This window comes from Microbulbifer mixtoriginis (SeqCode) (assembly GCF_052466695.1).
The window spans coordinates 4,171,235-4,185,252 of record NZ_CP174285.1 but is presented as its reverse complement, the minus strand read 5'-3'; the positions used below and the strand labels follow the sequence as shown (position 1 = coordinate 4,185,252).

Genomic DNA, 14,018 nt, shown 5'->3' with positions numbered 1-14,018 from the left:
TATGCTGCTCTTAAAAGAGTCTAAGTATTTTGTCTTGCTTCAGGAGGCTCCCCCCCCCTGAAGCAAGAGAAGTGCCTCTGTGAATTACTCGAAGACTCCCCTTACCTTTTAAAGACCTAAATAAATGAATTTTCTCAATAAAGAAAGGCTCAACTTAATAATTGCATTATGCGCAATTTTAATTTCTATAGCCTCTTTTTATGCCACTTATCTGCAAGCCAAGGCCGCAAACAAACAAGTCCGAGTTATGACTATGCCTGTGGTTAAATTTGATCAAGGAAACTTTGATGGAGCGACACAAAAACCAACTATAATCTTCTCATTACATAACGCCGGCTCGGGACCCGCAATCCTGAAGTCTCTAGAGTTCACTTATAATGATAAAACTTACTCAGACCTTGAAGCGTTTCTAACCTCTTGCTGCCACAAAGAAGAAAAAAATTTATATCTGACGATTCACGAGCTAGAAAATAAAGGAGAAAGCACTCTCGCGGCAAGGAGTGGCTTAAACACAGTAATATTGGAACAAGCCATTATCGCTTCACATTTCCCCCTAAAATTCTTGACACTTCAAAGAACAGCCGCCAATGAACCACTTTGGACAAAGTTAAATGCATTAAGAAATGACATTGAAGTGAAAGCATGTTTTTGCTCACCTCTGGGCGACTGCTATGAATCAAAAGGTGTGCAAATTTCTTCAGAGGTGAAGTCTTGCCCTACAAGTTGAAAATGAAATAGTTTAGGCCTAAAGATGAGTGTAAGTCGAAGGGACTGATATTATGCGCATAGACATCAACTGTGACCTGGGTGAAGGTAGCGATCTAAAAAGCTGCATTAGGGACACGCAAATCATGCCCTTTATTTCCCGCTGCAATATCGCCTGTGGCGCTCACGCAGGAAACCGGGACATTATGCGCCTTTCCATTTTCAACGCACAAAAACATCATTTAAAAATTGGAGCACACCCCGGCTACCCAGATCGGGAAAATTTTGGAAGAAAGTCTGTCAAAATCCCAATAAATCTATTACTTGACTCATTGTTTCAACAGATTGAGCAGCTGCAATTCCTGACTACTGAAGCAGGTGTACTGCTGGATCACGTTAAACTACATGGCGCTTTATATAACGATGCCGAAGCAGATAGGTTACTCGCTAAAGAAATTATCTCACTCTTCGCCAAAGAGTATCCCTCTCTGAAAATTATCGGTTTAGCCAACGGTGCGATGGAGTCTGTGGCAATAGAGAAGCAGTGCACCTTTTATCGGGAGGGTTTTATAGATAGGCACTACTTAAACAAAGACAAATTAGCCCCACGTAATCTACCTGGCTCAGTGCTAAACAATATTGAAAACTGCCTAGAACGAGCTGTCGCATTGGCAAAGGGTACAGACTTCACAAGCTATTATGGCACACCGCTGAAATTCTCTGTGGATACGATTTGTTTACATGGTGACAATCCTGCCGCTCTAAAAATCGCAAAAGCACTAGTCAAGCACCTACAACATCATGGCCTGAACATACAATCGTGACATCCTCCAAACAAAGAAATCACTCGACTATGCTCGATTTTAGTGTTTACCCAAATGGAGATAGTGCGTTAGATATCCGCTTCAACTCAGAGCCAAGTGAAAACCTTAGCCGTTATATTATTGGGCTTAAAGAATATCTCCTTAATAAAACCCCCAATAATTTTATTGAATTAATTCCTGCCTATCAATGTCTGACTCTGATTTTTAACCCTGCTTTATTTGATAGCGAGATGCTCTCACAGAAAGTTCAACAATCAATTCAAGACTTCCTTAAAGCCCATAAAAACATTTCACGAAAATCCCGTACCATTCGCATTCCTGTGTGCTATGAATCAATTTTTGCTCCAGACATTTTAATATTAAGCAGGCACACCGGCTTATCCAGCAAAGAAATTATTAAGCTGCATACAGCACCCTCTTATCTCGTACATATGTTGGGCTTTACTCCCGGATTTTTGTATCTCGGCGGTCTCAACCCTAAACTGGAATGTCCTCGTAAAAAAAATCCACGAGTGCGCATTCCTGCAGGAGCTGTTGGCATCGGCGGCAGCCAGACAGGAGTTTACCCACAAGCCACACCAGGAGGGTGGCAAATTATCGGCCAGACTCCCATTCAATTATTCCAACCTTATAGCAGCCATCCATTTATTGCAGATCCATTAGATATCATTAAGTTCTACTCGATTAATCAAGCAGAATTTGACGATATTCATCAGTCTACAATGTGAAACTGATCTAACTATGAGCATCTATTTTATTCGTCCAGGCCTACAAACGAGTATTCAGGACTTTGGGCGCCCAGGTCTAATGCACTGTGGAATTCCCCAGGGGGGCGCAGCTGACATCCTGTCCATGCAACTTGCCAACCTGCTATTGGGTAACTACCTTAACAACCCTGTATTGGAATTAACGTTAACTGGTCCATTTATCAAGTTCGAATGTGATATCTCAATAGCTATCACAGGAGCACAATTCAATGTTCTGTTAAATAAAATAACTGTAGAAAATTACAAGGTCATCCAAGTTAAGCGGGGAGACATTTTAGAATTTGGTCAACTACTAAGTGGCACCAGAGCATATATTGGTTTATCTGCCACAATTTCCACCTCTCAGGCTTTCAGCAGCGTATCAACACACTTGATCAGTCACTTTGGGGGCAACAAAGGTAAGGCTATCAGTTACAAAGAACGCCTTCATCTGAAAAATATTCGCATCGCAAAATCCGCTCACATAGATCGAAGCCTACAACCCTGCTATCAATCTCGACCACTTTTTAGAGTTATCTACGGACCAGAAAAAAAGCGATTTACAGAGTTAACATTAAATAATTTTTTCAGAAAAACCTTTCAAGTATCCGCCCAAAGCAATCGCATGGGGATTCGTCTATCCCCATCAATCATTGTAGATTCAAAAGCTATTACGGAGAGTTCGGATGAAATGATTTCCTCCGGACTTTACCCTGGCTGTATTCAGATACCTAACACTGGCGAACCCATTATTTCTTTTATTGAGGGGCAAACTATCGGCGGATATCCTCGTATTGGCCATATTATTCGAGCCGACCTGCATAGATTAGGACAACTCAAGGCTCAGGATAAAATTAACTTTCAACTAGTTAATCAGGTACAGGCAAGAGAGATTCTGTTAAAAAAAATGAAGTATCTTAAGAACCTTAAAAATAATCTAGCACCAGAAAACAATGAGTCTTTCATCCTCTAAAGTAAGGCTTAAGTTAATGCTTTTCACTTTATGTAAGACAAACAATTAAACTACGAAAGTCACCTACTTATGTAGCAGCCTGGTCACACATTGTGGCTAAGCAATATTTATCCAAACCCTTAAAACCAACGCACGTTCCAAAAACCATCAACAACCCCAACTTAATAAAATATTTTCCACGAAATCTGTCAGACCAATTGGTCCAGCATGACTTATCAGTTTTAACTAGTCTTTAGCTAGACCAAAAGTCCATTATTAACTAGTCTTCTTGGGTTTTACCTAAAGCGCGATTTGGACGAGTGTCCTACTTGGCTAACTGCAAGCGTTGAAGTGACGTTATTTTCTACAACTTGTGTTCGCGATGCGGCCTGGTCCAGAGAGAAAACACAAATTACCGGAAGGGGATTAATAATGATAAAAATTCTCCGTGGTTTAACTATGGCATTTATTGCCAGCTCACTCCTTATCACCTCATATGCACAAGCAGAACCAGGTGATTACAATTTCTGGAAAACCCTCAAACACCTCTTTGATCCTCCCAACGCTGATGCACCGGTCTCTACCCAGCAAGCTCAGGGGATGTACCCTCTGACCATGCACGACCCAAGCTTTAACGATGACTTCGAGCCTAAAGATTTTAATACTTGGCAAAAAGTAGATGTTCCTGCCAGGACCGGCGCCATGTGCGGCAATGGCTCCCCCTATAAATTTTTTGTTTATCGGGTGCCCGATACCAGCAATACCATTTTTTATTTTGAAGGTGGCGGTGCCTGTTGGGACTACGAAAGCTGCTCCGGCCAGGCTGGTATTCGCGGGGCACGCAACCCTAATGGCATCCCTGATGACTATCTCAGCAATGTACACCTCTTAGATTTCACAAATTTCGATAATCTCACTACCGCAGGTGTTTCACCCCTTATTTATACTCACCACCCGTACAACCAGTATAAAACTGGCGAGTGGAACATGGTTTACGTTCCATACTGCACTGGTGATATTTATGTTGGTGATAAGACAGAGATATATAAGGATAAGAACGGACAGAATTCGGATCTAATTTGGCATCATAATGGCCTGCGCAATGTGCAGGCAGTAACCTCATGGGTAAAGAATAATTTGCAGAAACCCAAGCAAATGCTTGCCGCTGGTTGCAGTGCAGGCAGCGTAGGGGCTCTGTTAAATTACACGAAACTTCGTGAGGATATGGATGTCGAATACGGCTATCTGATAGATGATTCCGGCCCGCTTTACAAAGCGCCTCTGGACAGTGATAACAACACTCAATACCCATCCTTACCGTTACACAACGAAGTGCTTCATTCCTGGACTACTTATACAACTGATGGGGATCCCAATGAAGAGAACCCTATTAATGCGATAAAATCTTTTACTCCAGGATTTGACAGCAATCAGTTGGCTTCGATATACCGCGCACTGTCAGATAAATTCCCTACAGATCGCCTGGGTATCACGCACTTCCTGGCGGATGGTAACTTTTCTTCATACTCCTATGAGCGCTTCTACGAAGATATTTACAACGACCCAGATGCCAACTCTCGTTTAGATAAACTGCGCCAGCGCTGGCAAAAGGACACCCATGAAAATCTAATACCACTCTTGGATCAAACCAGTAATTGGGGCTACTACTTCCCAATGTTTCGCAACCTAAATGAGAGCCACTGCACCACGATTATTGATCTTAAATACGGCGAAATCGCCGAGCATGGACTGGAATTAAAGGATTTTCTGGACAATATCGTGAACCACAACGGTGGCGGCATGATCCGCGCCTATGAGACAGACAAAGTCTCCGACTTTGAAAACAACAGTAATTGGTTCTATGACCTAATTGGCCTGTTTATGTAACTCGTATCAGGCGTAGGGCAGTGCTGCTGCTAAAAGTACTAAAAGTAGCAGCACTGTTTATTGATTAGCTTCCGTAAACCGTTTCCCGAGCTTCCTGTAAGCGTTGTCGCAAATATTCTTGCTTATTCATTCCATTGGGGAAAGATGTCATTTGCTGAACCTCTTCAACAATAGAACGCTCTAGATCTTTATAGGTAGAGAAGCCTGGCACTTGAGTATGTGGGTCATAGCGGCTAATCACTGACTGAGCCTTTTCTCGATAAATATTAAAAAGTTCTTCGGCGCGCTGCTTGAAATCGGCTTCGTTAAGGCTATTTTTTTCTAACCAGGCTAGTTTCATCGACAGCGCTTCATAACCCGTTACTCGTTTCTCACTCTCCACCTGCTCAATTGCGTCCCAGGCCTCAGCACTGGATAAGCTCCCAAGGTCGGCAAAGTAATCTTTTAACTCCTGCTTTAACTTCTCACGATCGAGATAGGCCTTCACCCGAGGATGGTCCAGTAGTTCCACCATCTCCGTTGCATCCAGCTCTGACCAAGGTATTTTTTCAGAGATATCCTGTGCTAACCTATTATTTTCCTTTAATGGCTGCACAAACTGTTGCACTCTCGCCACACTTTCTTTGACATTAATATCGTAATGATCAATGCCGACAACAGCTAGGCTTACTGCACCGGCAAGCAATATCAGTTTTTTCATATCCAATTACCGAGCAAATTTAAATTTATATTTCGTTATGTCGGTAACTATATAAGCAGAGAAAAGCGGAGGGATGAATGGGAAGGGCGTCCCAGCTGAAGAGATATGCGCCAATATCTATTAAACAGCTGGAAAGTAAGTGAATCAGCTAAAGCAACTTATACCCAGCTCAAAGGTTGTTCATCACCTTTTTTAGCAGAACAGGGGTCTTTGGAGGTCTTTGGTGCGACATAGCCTAGCTGCTGCTCTTTAGGCAGATTTTGGGCCTCCCAGCTGGCAACCGCCTCTGCACAGAGACTACGTTGGTCTGCAGTAATCACAACACCATTGGGCCATTTACCCAACTCAATTGCTCGCCGCAGGCTGGCAACAATTTGCGGGTTCAAATTATTTAACAACTGCTCAAAAGACATACAAAATTCTCCCGTATATACAAAAAAGGCCGGTCTATGACCGGCCTTCCGTAGCAAAATTGCTAGTGCAACTTATGCTTCAGCAGCTTCGTCTTCAACTTGTGGACGATCCACCAGTTCAACGTAAGCCATCGGTGCTTTGTCACCAGCGCGGAAACCACACTTCAGGATACGGATATATCCACCTGGACGGGCTTCGTAACGAGGACCCAGCTCATCGAACAACTTGCGCACAGCATCCTTATCACGGATACGAGCGAAAGCCAGACGACGGTTGGCAACACTGTCTTTCTTAGCCAGGGTAATCAGCGGCTCGGCGACGCGACGCAGCTCCTTGGCTTTTGGCAGTGTAGTTTTGATCAGTTCGTGCTCTACCAGAGAAGCGGTCATGTTCTTGAACATGGCCTTGCGGTGAGCGCTGGTACGGCTGAATTTACGGCCACTATAGCGATGACGCATGACTCAATTCCTTACGACCACAGTTGCTGTCTCAGCAGGTCGTTCTGGAGCGGTGTCGCGCTAAGCTGTGGCACCGCTCGGGTTCTTTCTACTAGTCGCGACATCGCCGCGACTACCAAATGCTTACAGGGGGCTTAATTTGCTATCGCCTTTAAGGCTGGCCGGTGGCCAGTTTTCCAGACGCATACCCAGTGACAAACCACGGGAAGCCAGTACATCCTTGATTTCAGTCAGAGACTTCTTGCCAAGGTTCGGAGTCTTCAGCAGCTCTACTTCAGTGCGCTGAATCAGGTCACCGATATAGTAGATGTTTTCCGCTTTCAGACAGTTAGCCGAACGTACGGTGAGTTCCAGGTCGTCAACCGGGCGCAGCAATACTGGGTCAACTTCGGGCTCTTCCGCCTTCGGTTGCGCATCTTTCTCGCCTTCCAGGTCCACAAATACTGCCAGCTGTTGCTGCAGAATAGTGGCTGCACGACGAATAGCTTCTTCTGGGTCCAGAGTACCATTGGTCTCCAGGTCCAAAACCAGCTTATCTAGATCGGTACGCTGCTCTACACGTGCGCTTTCCACGCTGTAAGATACACGGCGAACCGGGCTGTAAGATGCGTCCAGTTGCAGACGGCCAATCGCGCGGCTTTCCTCTTCCTCATCACGGCGAGCGTCGGCGGGCTGATAACCACGTCCACGCGCAACAGTGAGTCGCAGGTTGAGTTCTACATCACCTGTGATATTGGCAATCACGTGTTCAGGATTCACAATCTCGATATCGTGATCTACCTGGATATCTCCAGCGGTCACTGCACCCGGGCCCTTCTTGCTCAGGCTTAATACCGCCTGATCTTTGCCGTGCATAACAACCGCGATTTCTTTCAGGTTGAGCAAGATTTCAATAACATCTTCTTGCACACCTTCAATCGCGCTGTACTCGTGCTCGACACCGTCGATTTCTACTTCGGTGACGGCGCAGCCCGGCATGGAGGACAGCAGGATGCGACGCAGCGCATTGCCAAGAGTGTGGCCGAAACCACGCTCCAGGGGCTCCAGAACCACTTTGGCGTGATTCGGATTGTACTCGGTGACGTCAATACGACGCGGTGTCAAAAACTCGTTGACAGCAGTCTGCATAGCCATACCTGTTTACAGTTGCATTCCTTAAAGTGGACTAATTGTTACTTGGAGTACAGTTCCACAATAAGGTTTTCGTTGATCTCTGCCGGCAGATCGACACGATCCGGAGTGCGCTTAAAAGTGCCTTCCAGTTTGCTCGCGTTTACGTCTACCCACTCGACATCGCCACGCTGGGCAGCGAGGGAAACGGAATTCTGGATACGCAGCTGCTTCTTGGCTTTCTCACGTACAGCGATAACGTCGCCTTCTTTAACTTGGAAAGAAGGAATGTTAACGGTAGTGCCGTTTACAAGAATTGCTTTGTGGGAAACCAGCTGACGCGCTTCAGAGCGAGTTGAGCCGAAGCCCATGCGGTAAACCACGTTGTCCAGACGCTGCTCGAGAAGTTGCAGCAGGTTTTCACCTGTAGCGCCCTTCAGACGTGCTGCTTCCTTATAGTAGTTACGGAACTGCTTTTCCAGTACGCCGTAGATACGACGAACTTTTTGCTTTTCACGCAGCTGGATGCCGTAGTCGGACAGACGGCCGCGACCAGCGCCATGCTGACCGGGCTTAGATTCTGCGCGACACTTGGAGTCGTGCGGACGTACACCACTCTTCAGCTGCAGGTCAGTCCCTTCACGACGGGACAGTTTACATTTTGGTCCAATATAACGTGCCATTCTATCAGCCCCCTCTTACACGCGACGTTTCTTGGGCGGACGACATCCGTTATGCGGGATAGGCGTCACGTCGGTGATATTGGTGATTTTGTAGCCGCAGTTGTTCAGTGCGCGAACAGCGGATTCGCGACCGGGGCCAGGGCCCTTCACTTCTACGTCGAGGTTTTTCAGGCCGTACTCCTGAGCTGCAGTACCTGCGCGCTCAGCGGCAACCTGGGCTGCAAACGGGGTGCTCTTACGTGAGCCACGGAAGCCAGATCCACCTGCGGTGGCCCAGCTGAGGGTATTACCCTGGCGATCAGTGATCGTCACGATCGTGTTGTTGAACGATGCGTGGATGTGGGCAATACCGTCGACAACGGTCTTTTTGACCTTTTTGCGAACAGTAGTTTTTGGCTTAGCCATACCAGTATCCTAAATCCTGTATCAAATCCCCGCGGCGATTAGCCAGCCGGGGCATCTTGAACCGCGATTTCGCGCCTTAGTTAAGGCTTACTTGCGAATCGGCTTGCGCGGACCCTTACGGGTGCGAGCATTGGTCTTGGTGCGCTGACCACGCAGCGGCAAGCTGCGACGGTGACGCAGACCGCGATAGCAACCCAGGTCCATCAAACGCTTGATGTTCATGGATACTTCACGGCGCAGGTCGCCTTCTACGGTAAGCTTTGCAACTTCACCGCGGATGGTTTCGATCTGCTCTTCAGACAGGTCGCGGATTTTGGTGGATTCAGCGATACCAACCGCTGCCAAAATAGACTTAGCCGTAGTAAGACCTACCCCATAAATGTGGGTCAGGGAGATCACGGCGTGCTTGTGGTCTGGTACATTGACACCAGCAATACGTGCCATAGAGGCGTACTCCACGTATTGGGAGCCACTGCTTTATATTAAGTATGTGACTCTACTTTGATTTCGGCGCTGACAGCGACTAAAAAACCGACGGCGCCACCAAAAAGGCGCGCAAGAATAGCTTTTCAGACACCAAATTGCAATAGCCCACGCCCACCACGGCCTCCCGCAGCGGATGTGGACGACAGTCAACGCCCCCTAGCGGAGGTCCAACCTTTAGGCTGACCTCCCACCACAAAGAAATTCTTTATGGTGTTGCCATTCATTACGGGGCTGTAACAAATAGCGAATTTTTCCAGCTTTTACAGAGGCGCCCAACGGACGCTCTCTGTAAGGGGCTGGCCCCTATTAGCCTTGACGCTGCTTGTGACGTGGCTCAGCGCTGCAGATTACCCGCAGAACGCCCTTGCGACGCACGATTTTGCAGTTACGGCAGATCTTTTTTACAGAAGCGCGTACTTTCATGACCTTACCTCAATTCAATCAAACTGCGAGCAGGTGACGCACTAGCGACGACCGTAGCCTTGCAGGTTCGCTTTTTTCATCAAGCCTTCGTACTGGTGTGACAACAGATGCGATTGTACCTGTGCCATAAAGTCCATCACTACGACTACAACGATCAGCAGTGAGGTACCCCCCAGATAGAAGGGAACGTTAAACCCAACCACCAGGAACTGCGGCAGCAGGGATACCAGTGCGATATACACAGCACCTACCAGAGTGAGTCGGGTCAACACACTATCGATATAGCGGGCTGTCTGCTCACCTGGACGAATACCAGGTACATAGGCACCAGACTTTTTCAGGTTATCTGCAACTTCATTCGGGTTGAACATCAACGCCGTATAGAAGAAACAGAAGAAACCAATCAGCAGTGCGAACAGAATAATGTTCAGCGGCTGCCCTGGACCCAGCTGCAATGCCATCCACTGCAGAATCTGGGCACCGACACCTTCACCACCCTGTCCAAACCACTGTGCCAGCGTCGCTGGGAACAGCAGGATACTGCTGGCGAAGATCACCGGAATAACACCGGCCATATTCACCTTCAGAGGCAGGTGGCTCGCCTGCGCAGCTGGTGCTGCGGAGTAGCGACCGGCTTGTCGCCTGGCGTGGTTGATCGTAATTCGGCGCTGACCGCGCTCCATTACTACAACAAAGAACACCACAGCTAAAGCGATAACACCGATGATAAGCAGCATAAGAATATGCAACTCACCCTGTCGGGCCTGCTCGAACGCCTGTCCGATAGCGCCGGGTAACCCAGCAACGATACCGGCAAAAATCAGCATGGAAATGCCGTTGCCCACACCGCGCTCAGTGATCTGCTCACCGAGCCACATCATGAATACGGCACCGGTCACCAGCGACGTTACCGCCACAAAGTAAAAACCAAACGCAGGCTCAGATGAGTAAGCCAGATTTTGCCCTGCCAACCCGAAGGTCATGCCGATACCCTGAATCAGGGCCAACACCACCGTCAGATAACGGGTGTACTGGTTGATCTTACGCCTTCCGGCCTCCCCTTCTTTCTTCAATGCTTCCAGAGAGGGAGTCACCGCACTCATCAACTGCATAATGATGGATGCGGAGATGTAGGGCATGATGCCCAGAGCCAGAATACTCATCCTTTCCAGGGCGCCGCCTGAAAACATGTTAAACAGACCAAGGATGGTTCCCTGATTCTGATTAAACAGATTTGACAGCTTTTCCGGATCAATGCCGGGCACCGGAATATGTGTTCCCAAGCGATAAACAAGTATCGCTAGAAAAAGAAAACGAAGGCGAGCCCAGAGCTCGCCCAATCCCTTGCTGTTGCCCAGGGGATTTCCACCGGATCCTGGTCGTGCCATTGGCGCCTCGATTAGTCTTCTATTTTACCGCCAGCAGCTTCGATAGCCGCCTTTGCACCTTTGGTCACTCCCAGACCCTTTACGGTTACAGCTTTAGTCAGCTCACCTGAGAGAAACACTTTGGCGCGTTTAATATGGCTGCCGATGATATCGGCATTCTTCAGCGCTGCCAAATCGATTACGTCACTTTCTACCTTGGACAGCTCTGCCAGACGTACTTCTGCGGTGAAGCGAGAAACACGAGCGGTGAAACCGTACTTAGGCAGACGCTTCTGCAAAGGCATCTGACCGCCTTCGAAGCCCGGACGAACGCTGCCGCCGGAGCGCGCTTTTTGACCTTTGTGGCCGCGGCCACCGGTCTTACCTAAACCACTACCAATACCACGGCCAACGCGCTTGGCGCTGTGCTTGTGGCCTTGTGCGGGAGACAGGTCATTCAAACGCATGTTATTCCCCCTCAACCTTAACCAGGTAGTTTACTTTGTTGATCATGCCGCGTACGGAAGGAGTATCTTCCACTTCCACTGTGTGGCCGATGCGGCGCAGGCCCAGACCCGCAACGCACGCCTGATGACTTTTCAGGCGTCCGTTGATGCTTTTGGTCTGGGTGACTTTAATGGTCTTCTTAGCCATGGTCTTAACCCACCAATAACCTTAAATCTGGGCTGTGATTAGCCCAGAATCTCTTCGACTGATTTACCGCGCTTGGCAGCTACATCTTCCGGGCTCTGCATTTGATCCAGAGCTTTGAAAGTTGCACGTACTACGTTCACCGGATTAGTAGAGCCGTAGCACTTAGCCAGTACGTTGTGTACACCAGCCATTTCCAGTACGGAGCGCATGGCACCGCCGGCAATTACACCGGTACCCTGGGAGGCGGGCTGCATGTAAACCTTGGAACCGCCGTGGCGACCATTGGTAGCGTACTGGATGGTGTCACCATTCAGCTCTACCTGGATCATATTGCGGCGTGCAGCTTCCATCGCTTTCTGGATCGCAACAGGCACTTCACGCGCCTTGCCACGGCCGAAACCGACACGGCCATTGCCGTCGCCAACTACGGTCAGCGCGGTAAAGGCGAAGATACGACCACCTTTAACAGTCTTGGCAACGCGATTGACCTGGACCAGCTTCTCCTGCAGGCCTTCGTCGTTGCTTTTGTCTTTCTCTCTAGCCATAACTCAACCCTTAGAATTTCAGACCGGCTTCGCGGGCAGCGTCAGCCAGAGCCTTTACACGGCCATGGAACTTGAAGCCACTGCGATCGAAGGCAACTTCTTCAACACCAGCGGCTTTCGCGCGCTCAGCGATCAGTTTGCCAACCGCGGAAGCGGCGTCGACGTTACCGGTTTTACCTTCGCGCAGGTCCTTGTCCAGGGTAGAGGCAGAAGCCAATACCGCATTGCCTTCGGCAGACAGGATCTGTGCGTAAATGTGACGCGGTGTGCGGTTCACGGTGAGGCGAACGGCGCCCAGCTCACGGATCTTGGCGCGGGCACGACGTGCACGACGCAAGCGAGATGCTTTCTTAACGTTCATATCTATGCCCTATTTACTTCTTCTTGGCCTCTTTGCGATACACGCGTTCATCGGCATAACGGACACCCTTACCTTTGTAGGGCTCCGGCGGACGGAACGCACGGATCTCAGCGGCCACTTGGCCCAGCAGCTGTTTATTGCTGCTCTTAAGTACGATTTCAGTCTGGGATGGCGTTTCCGCAGTCACACCTTCCGGCAACTGATAATCGATCGGATGGGAGAAGCCCAGGGTCAGGTTAACCGCTTTACCGGCGGCTTTCGCACGATAACCAACACCCAGCAACTGCAGCTTCTTCTCGAAGCCCTTGCTTACGCCTATCACCATGTTATTGACCAGAGCACGGGTAGTACCCGCCAGCGCTTTGGCCTGTTTGGAGTTATTGCGCGCGGCAAAAGTCAGCTGGCTTTCAGCCTGGCTTACTTCTACATCACCGTGAATAACCATATCCAGGTTACCGATACCGCCTTTAACAGCGATGTTCTGACCTTTCAGATCTACGGTAACACCTGCGGGGAGAACTACCGGACTATTTGCTACTCGAGACATTGCAACCCCCGCTTAGAATACGGTGCAAAGCACTTCGCCACCAACACCAGCCTGGCGTGCAGCGCGATCAGTCATCACACCATTAGAGGTGGAAACGATCGCGATACCCAGGCCACCGCGTACGGTAGGCAGAGCTTTTTTACCAGTGTAAGCGCGCAGGCCCGGACGGGAAACGCGATTCAGCTCGGCAATAACCGGCTTGCCCTGGAAGTATTTCAGAGCAATGGTCAGTTCCGGCTTTGCGCCTTCGCTTACATTTAAATCAGTAACGTAACCTTCGTCTTTCAGGACTTTGGCCACTGCTACTTTCAGTTTGGATGATGGCAGGGTGACTTCCGCCTTTCCGCGTGCCAGGGCATTGCGGATGCGAGTCAGCATATCTGCCAACGGATCTTGCATACTCATCTTATGAGACTCCTCAAATCTGCCTTAAACCAGCTGGTAATTACCAGCTGGACTTCACGAGGCCAGGAACATCACCACGCATCGCAGCTTCGCGAAGCTTGTTACGGCACAGGCCGAACTTGCGGTATACAGCGTGGGGGCGACCAGTAATACGACAGCGGCGTTGCTGACGTACCGGGCTTGCATCGCGCGGCATTTTCTGCAGCTTGAGTTGAGCCTCCCACTGCTCCTCTTCGGAAGCAGTGGAACTGGCGATGATCGCCTTCAGCTCTTGACGCTTTTCGGCGTACTTAGCTGCGGTTCGAGCGCGCTTGTTTTCGCGCGCAATCATGGATTTCTTCGCCAT

General features: G+C 48.8%; 21 protein-coding genes. 5 read left to right on the top strand and 16 right to left on the bottom strand.

Annotated features, from left to right (window positions below; translation table 11 throughout):
- The first annotated feature begins 124 nt into the window (after window positions 1–124).
- From ACJJI0_RS18325 to ACJJI0_RS18305, 5 genes are all read left to right on the top strand, one after another.
- Window positions 125–727 (top strand): hypothetical protein, encoded by a 603-nt coding sequence (locus tag ACJJI0_RS18325; protein WP_444883691.1) that lies wholly within the window; start codon window positions 125–127, stop codon window positions 725–727.
- A gap of 52 nt (window positions 728–779) precedes the next feature.
- Window positions 780–1,529, top strand: coding sequence for a 5-oxoprolinase subunit PxpA (gene pxpA, locus ACJJI0_RS18320; RefSeq protein ID WP_444883690.1), 750 nt, complete (start codon window positions 780–782; stop codon window positions 1,527–1,529).
- Between the two features lie 29 nt (window positions 1,530–1,558).
- Window positions 1,559–2,257 carry a 5-oxoprolinase subunit PxpB gene (gene pxpB, locus ACJJI0_RS18315; RefSeq protein WP_444883689.1) on the top strand — a complete coding sequence of 233 codons (699 nt, stop codon included), beginning with the start codon at window positions 1,559–1,561 and terminating at the stop codon, window positions 2,255–2,257.
- A gap of 13 nt (window positions 2,258–2,270) precedes the next feature.
- Entirely contained in the window at window positions 2,271–3,248 is a 978-nt protein-coding gene (locus ACJJI0_RS18310) for a 5-oxoprolinase subunit C family protein (RefSeq protein WP_444883688.1), read from the top strand.
- A 411-nt stretch (window positions 3,249–3,659) separates the two neighbouring features.
- Complete coding sequence (locus tag ACJJI0_RS18305) at window positions 3,660–5,114, top strand: pectin acetylesterase-family hydrolase (protein WP_444883687.1); 1,455 nt, start codon at window positions 3,660–3,662, stop codon at window positions 5,112–5,114.
- A 64-nt stretch (window positions 5,115–5,178) separates the two neighbouring features.
- On the opposite strand, the gene ACJJI0_RS18300 is transcribed toward ACJJI0_RS18305, so the two are convergent.
- From ACJJI0_RS18300 to rpsN, 16 genes are all read right to left on the bottom strand, one after another.
- Window positions 5,179–5,814 carry a hypothetical protein gene (locus ACJJI0_RS18300; RefSeq protein ID WP_444883686.1) on the bottom strand — a complete coding sequence of 212 codons (636 nt, stop codon included), beginning with the start codon at window positions 5,812–5,814 and terminating at the stop codon, window positions 5,179–5,181.
- Window positions 5,815–5,972: 158 nt separating this feature from the next.
- Entirely contained in the window at window positions 5,973–6,227 is a 255-nt protein-coding gene (locus ACJJI0_RS18295; RefSeq protein WP_444883685.1) for a DUF1315 family protein, read from the bottom strand.
- A gap of 72 nt (window positions 6,228–6,299) precedes the next feature.
- Entirely contained in the window at window positions 6,300–6,686 is a 387-nt protein-coding gene (rplQ, locus tag ACJJI0_RS18290; RefSeq protein ID WP_152451171.1) for a 50S ribosomal protein L17, read from the bottom strand.
- Between the two features lie 123 nt (window positions 6,687–6,809).
- Window positions 6,810–7,814 (bottom strand): DNA-directed RNA polymerase subunit alpha, encoded by a 1,005-nt coding sequence (locus ACJJI0_RS18285; protein ID WP_252084420.1) that lies wholly within the window; start codon window positions 7,812–7,814, stop codon window positions 6,810–6,812.
- A 44-nt stretch (window positions 7,815–7,858) separates the two neighbouring features.
- Window positions 7,859–8,479 carry a 30S ribosomal protein S4 gene (rpsD, locus tag ACJJI0_RS18280; protein ID WP_108731669.1) on the bottom strand — a complete coding sequence of 207 codons (621 nt, stop codon included), beginning with the start codon at window positions 8,477–8,479 and terminating at the stop codon, window positions 7,859–7,861.
- A gap of 15 nt (window positions 8,480–8,494) precedes the next feature.
- A complete protein-coding gene (rpsK, locus tag ACJJI0_RS18275) occupies window positions 8,495–8,884 on the bottom strand; it encodes a 30S ribosomal protein S11 (protein WP_020411406.1) in 390 nt (129 codons plus the stop codon).
- A gap of 87 nt (window positions 8,885–8,971) precedes the next feature.
- A complete protein-coding gene (gene rpsM / locus ACJJI0_RS18270) occupies window positions 8,972–9,328 on the bottom strand; it encodes a 30S ribosomal protein S13 (RefSeq protein ID WP_152451165.1) in 357 nt (118 codons plus the stop codon).
- A 348-nt stretch (window positions 9,329–9,676) separates the two neighbouring features.
- Window positions 9,677–9,793, bottom strand: coding sequence for a 50S ribosomal protein L36 (rpmJ, locus tag ACJJI0_RS18265; RefSeq protein WP_010133825.1), 117 nt, complete (start codon window positions 9,791–9,793; stop codon window positions 9,677–9,679).
- A 41-nt stretch (window positions 9,794–9,834) separates the two neighbouring features.
- The gene (secY, locus tag ACJJI0_RS18260) at window positions 9,835–11,181 is read right to left on the bottom strand and encodes a preprotein translocase subunit SecY (RefSeq protein WP_444883684.1); all 1,347 of its coding nucleotides are present in this window, start codon (window positions 11,179–11,181) and stop codon (window positions 9,835–9,837) included.
- An 11-nt stretch (window positions 11,182–11,192) separates the two neighbouring features.
- On the bottom strand, window positions 11,193–11,627 hold the full coding sequence (gene rplO / locus ACJJI0_RS18255) for a 50S ribosomal protein L15 (RefSeq protein ID WP_444883683.1): 435 nt from the start codon (window positions 11,625–11,627) through the stop codon (window positions 11,193–11,195).
- Between the two features lies 1 nt (window position 11,628).
- Window positions 11,629–11,814, bottom strand: a complete 186-nt coding sequence (rpmD, locus tag ACJJI0_RS18250; RefSeq protein ID WP_020411402.1) for a 50S ribosomal protein L30 — start codon at window positions 11,812–11,814, stop codon at window positions 11,629–11,631.
- Between the two features lie 38 nt (window positions 11,815–11,852).
- The gene (gene rpsE, locus ACJJI0_RS18245) at window positions 11,853–12,359 is read right to left on the bottom strand and encodes a 30S ribosomal protein S5 (protein WP_252084418.1); all 507 of its coding nucleotides are present in this window, start codon (window positions 12,357–12,359) and stop codon (window positions 11,853–11,855) included.
- Window positions 12,360–12,369: 10 nt separating this feature from the next.
- The gene (gene rplR, locus ACJJI0_RS18240; RefSeq protein WP_252084417.1) at window positions 12,370–12,720 is read right to left on the bottom strand and encodes a 50S ribosomal protein L18; all 351 of its coding nucleotides are present in this window, start codon (window positions 12,718–12,720) and stop codon (window positions 12,370–12,372) included.
- A gap of 13 nt (window positions 12,721–12,733) precedes the next feature.
- A complete protein-coding gene (gene rplF, locus ACJJI0_RS18235) occupies window positions 12,734–13,267 on the bottom strand; it encodes a 50S ribosomal protein L6 (RefSeq protein ID WP_252084416.1) in 534 nt (177 codons plus the stop codon).
- Between the two features lie 12 nt (window positions 13,268–13,279).
- A complete protein-coding gene (gene rpsH, locus ACJJI0_RS18230) occupies window positions 13,280–13,672 on the bottom strand; it encodes a 30S ribosomal protein S8 (protein WP_252084415.1) in 393 nt (130 codons plus the stop codon).
- A 40-nt stretch (window positions 13,673–13,712) separates the two neighbouring features.
- Window positions 13,713–14,018 carry a 30S ribosomal protein S14 gene (gene rpsN, locus ACJJI0_RS18225; RefSeq protein WP_020411397.1) on the bottom strand — a complete coding sequence of 102 codons (306 nt, stop codon included), beginning with the start codon at window positions 14,016–14,018 and terminating at the stop codon, window positions 13,713–13,715.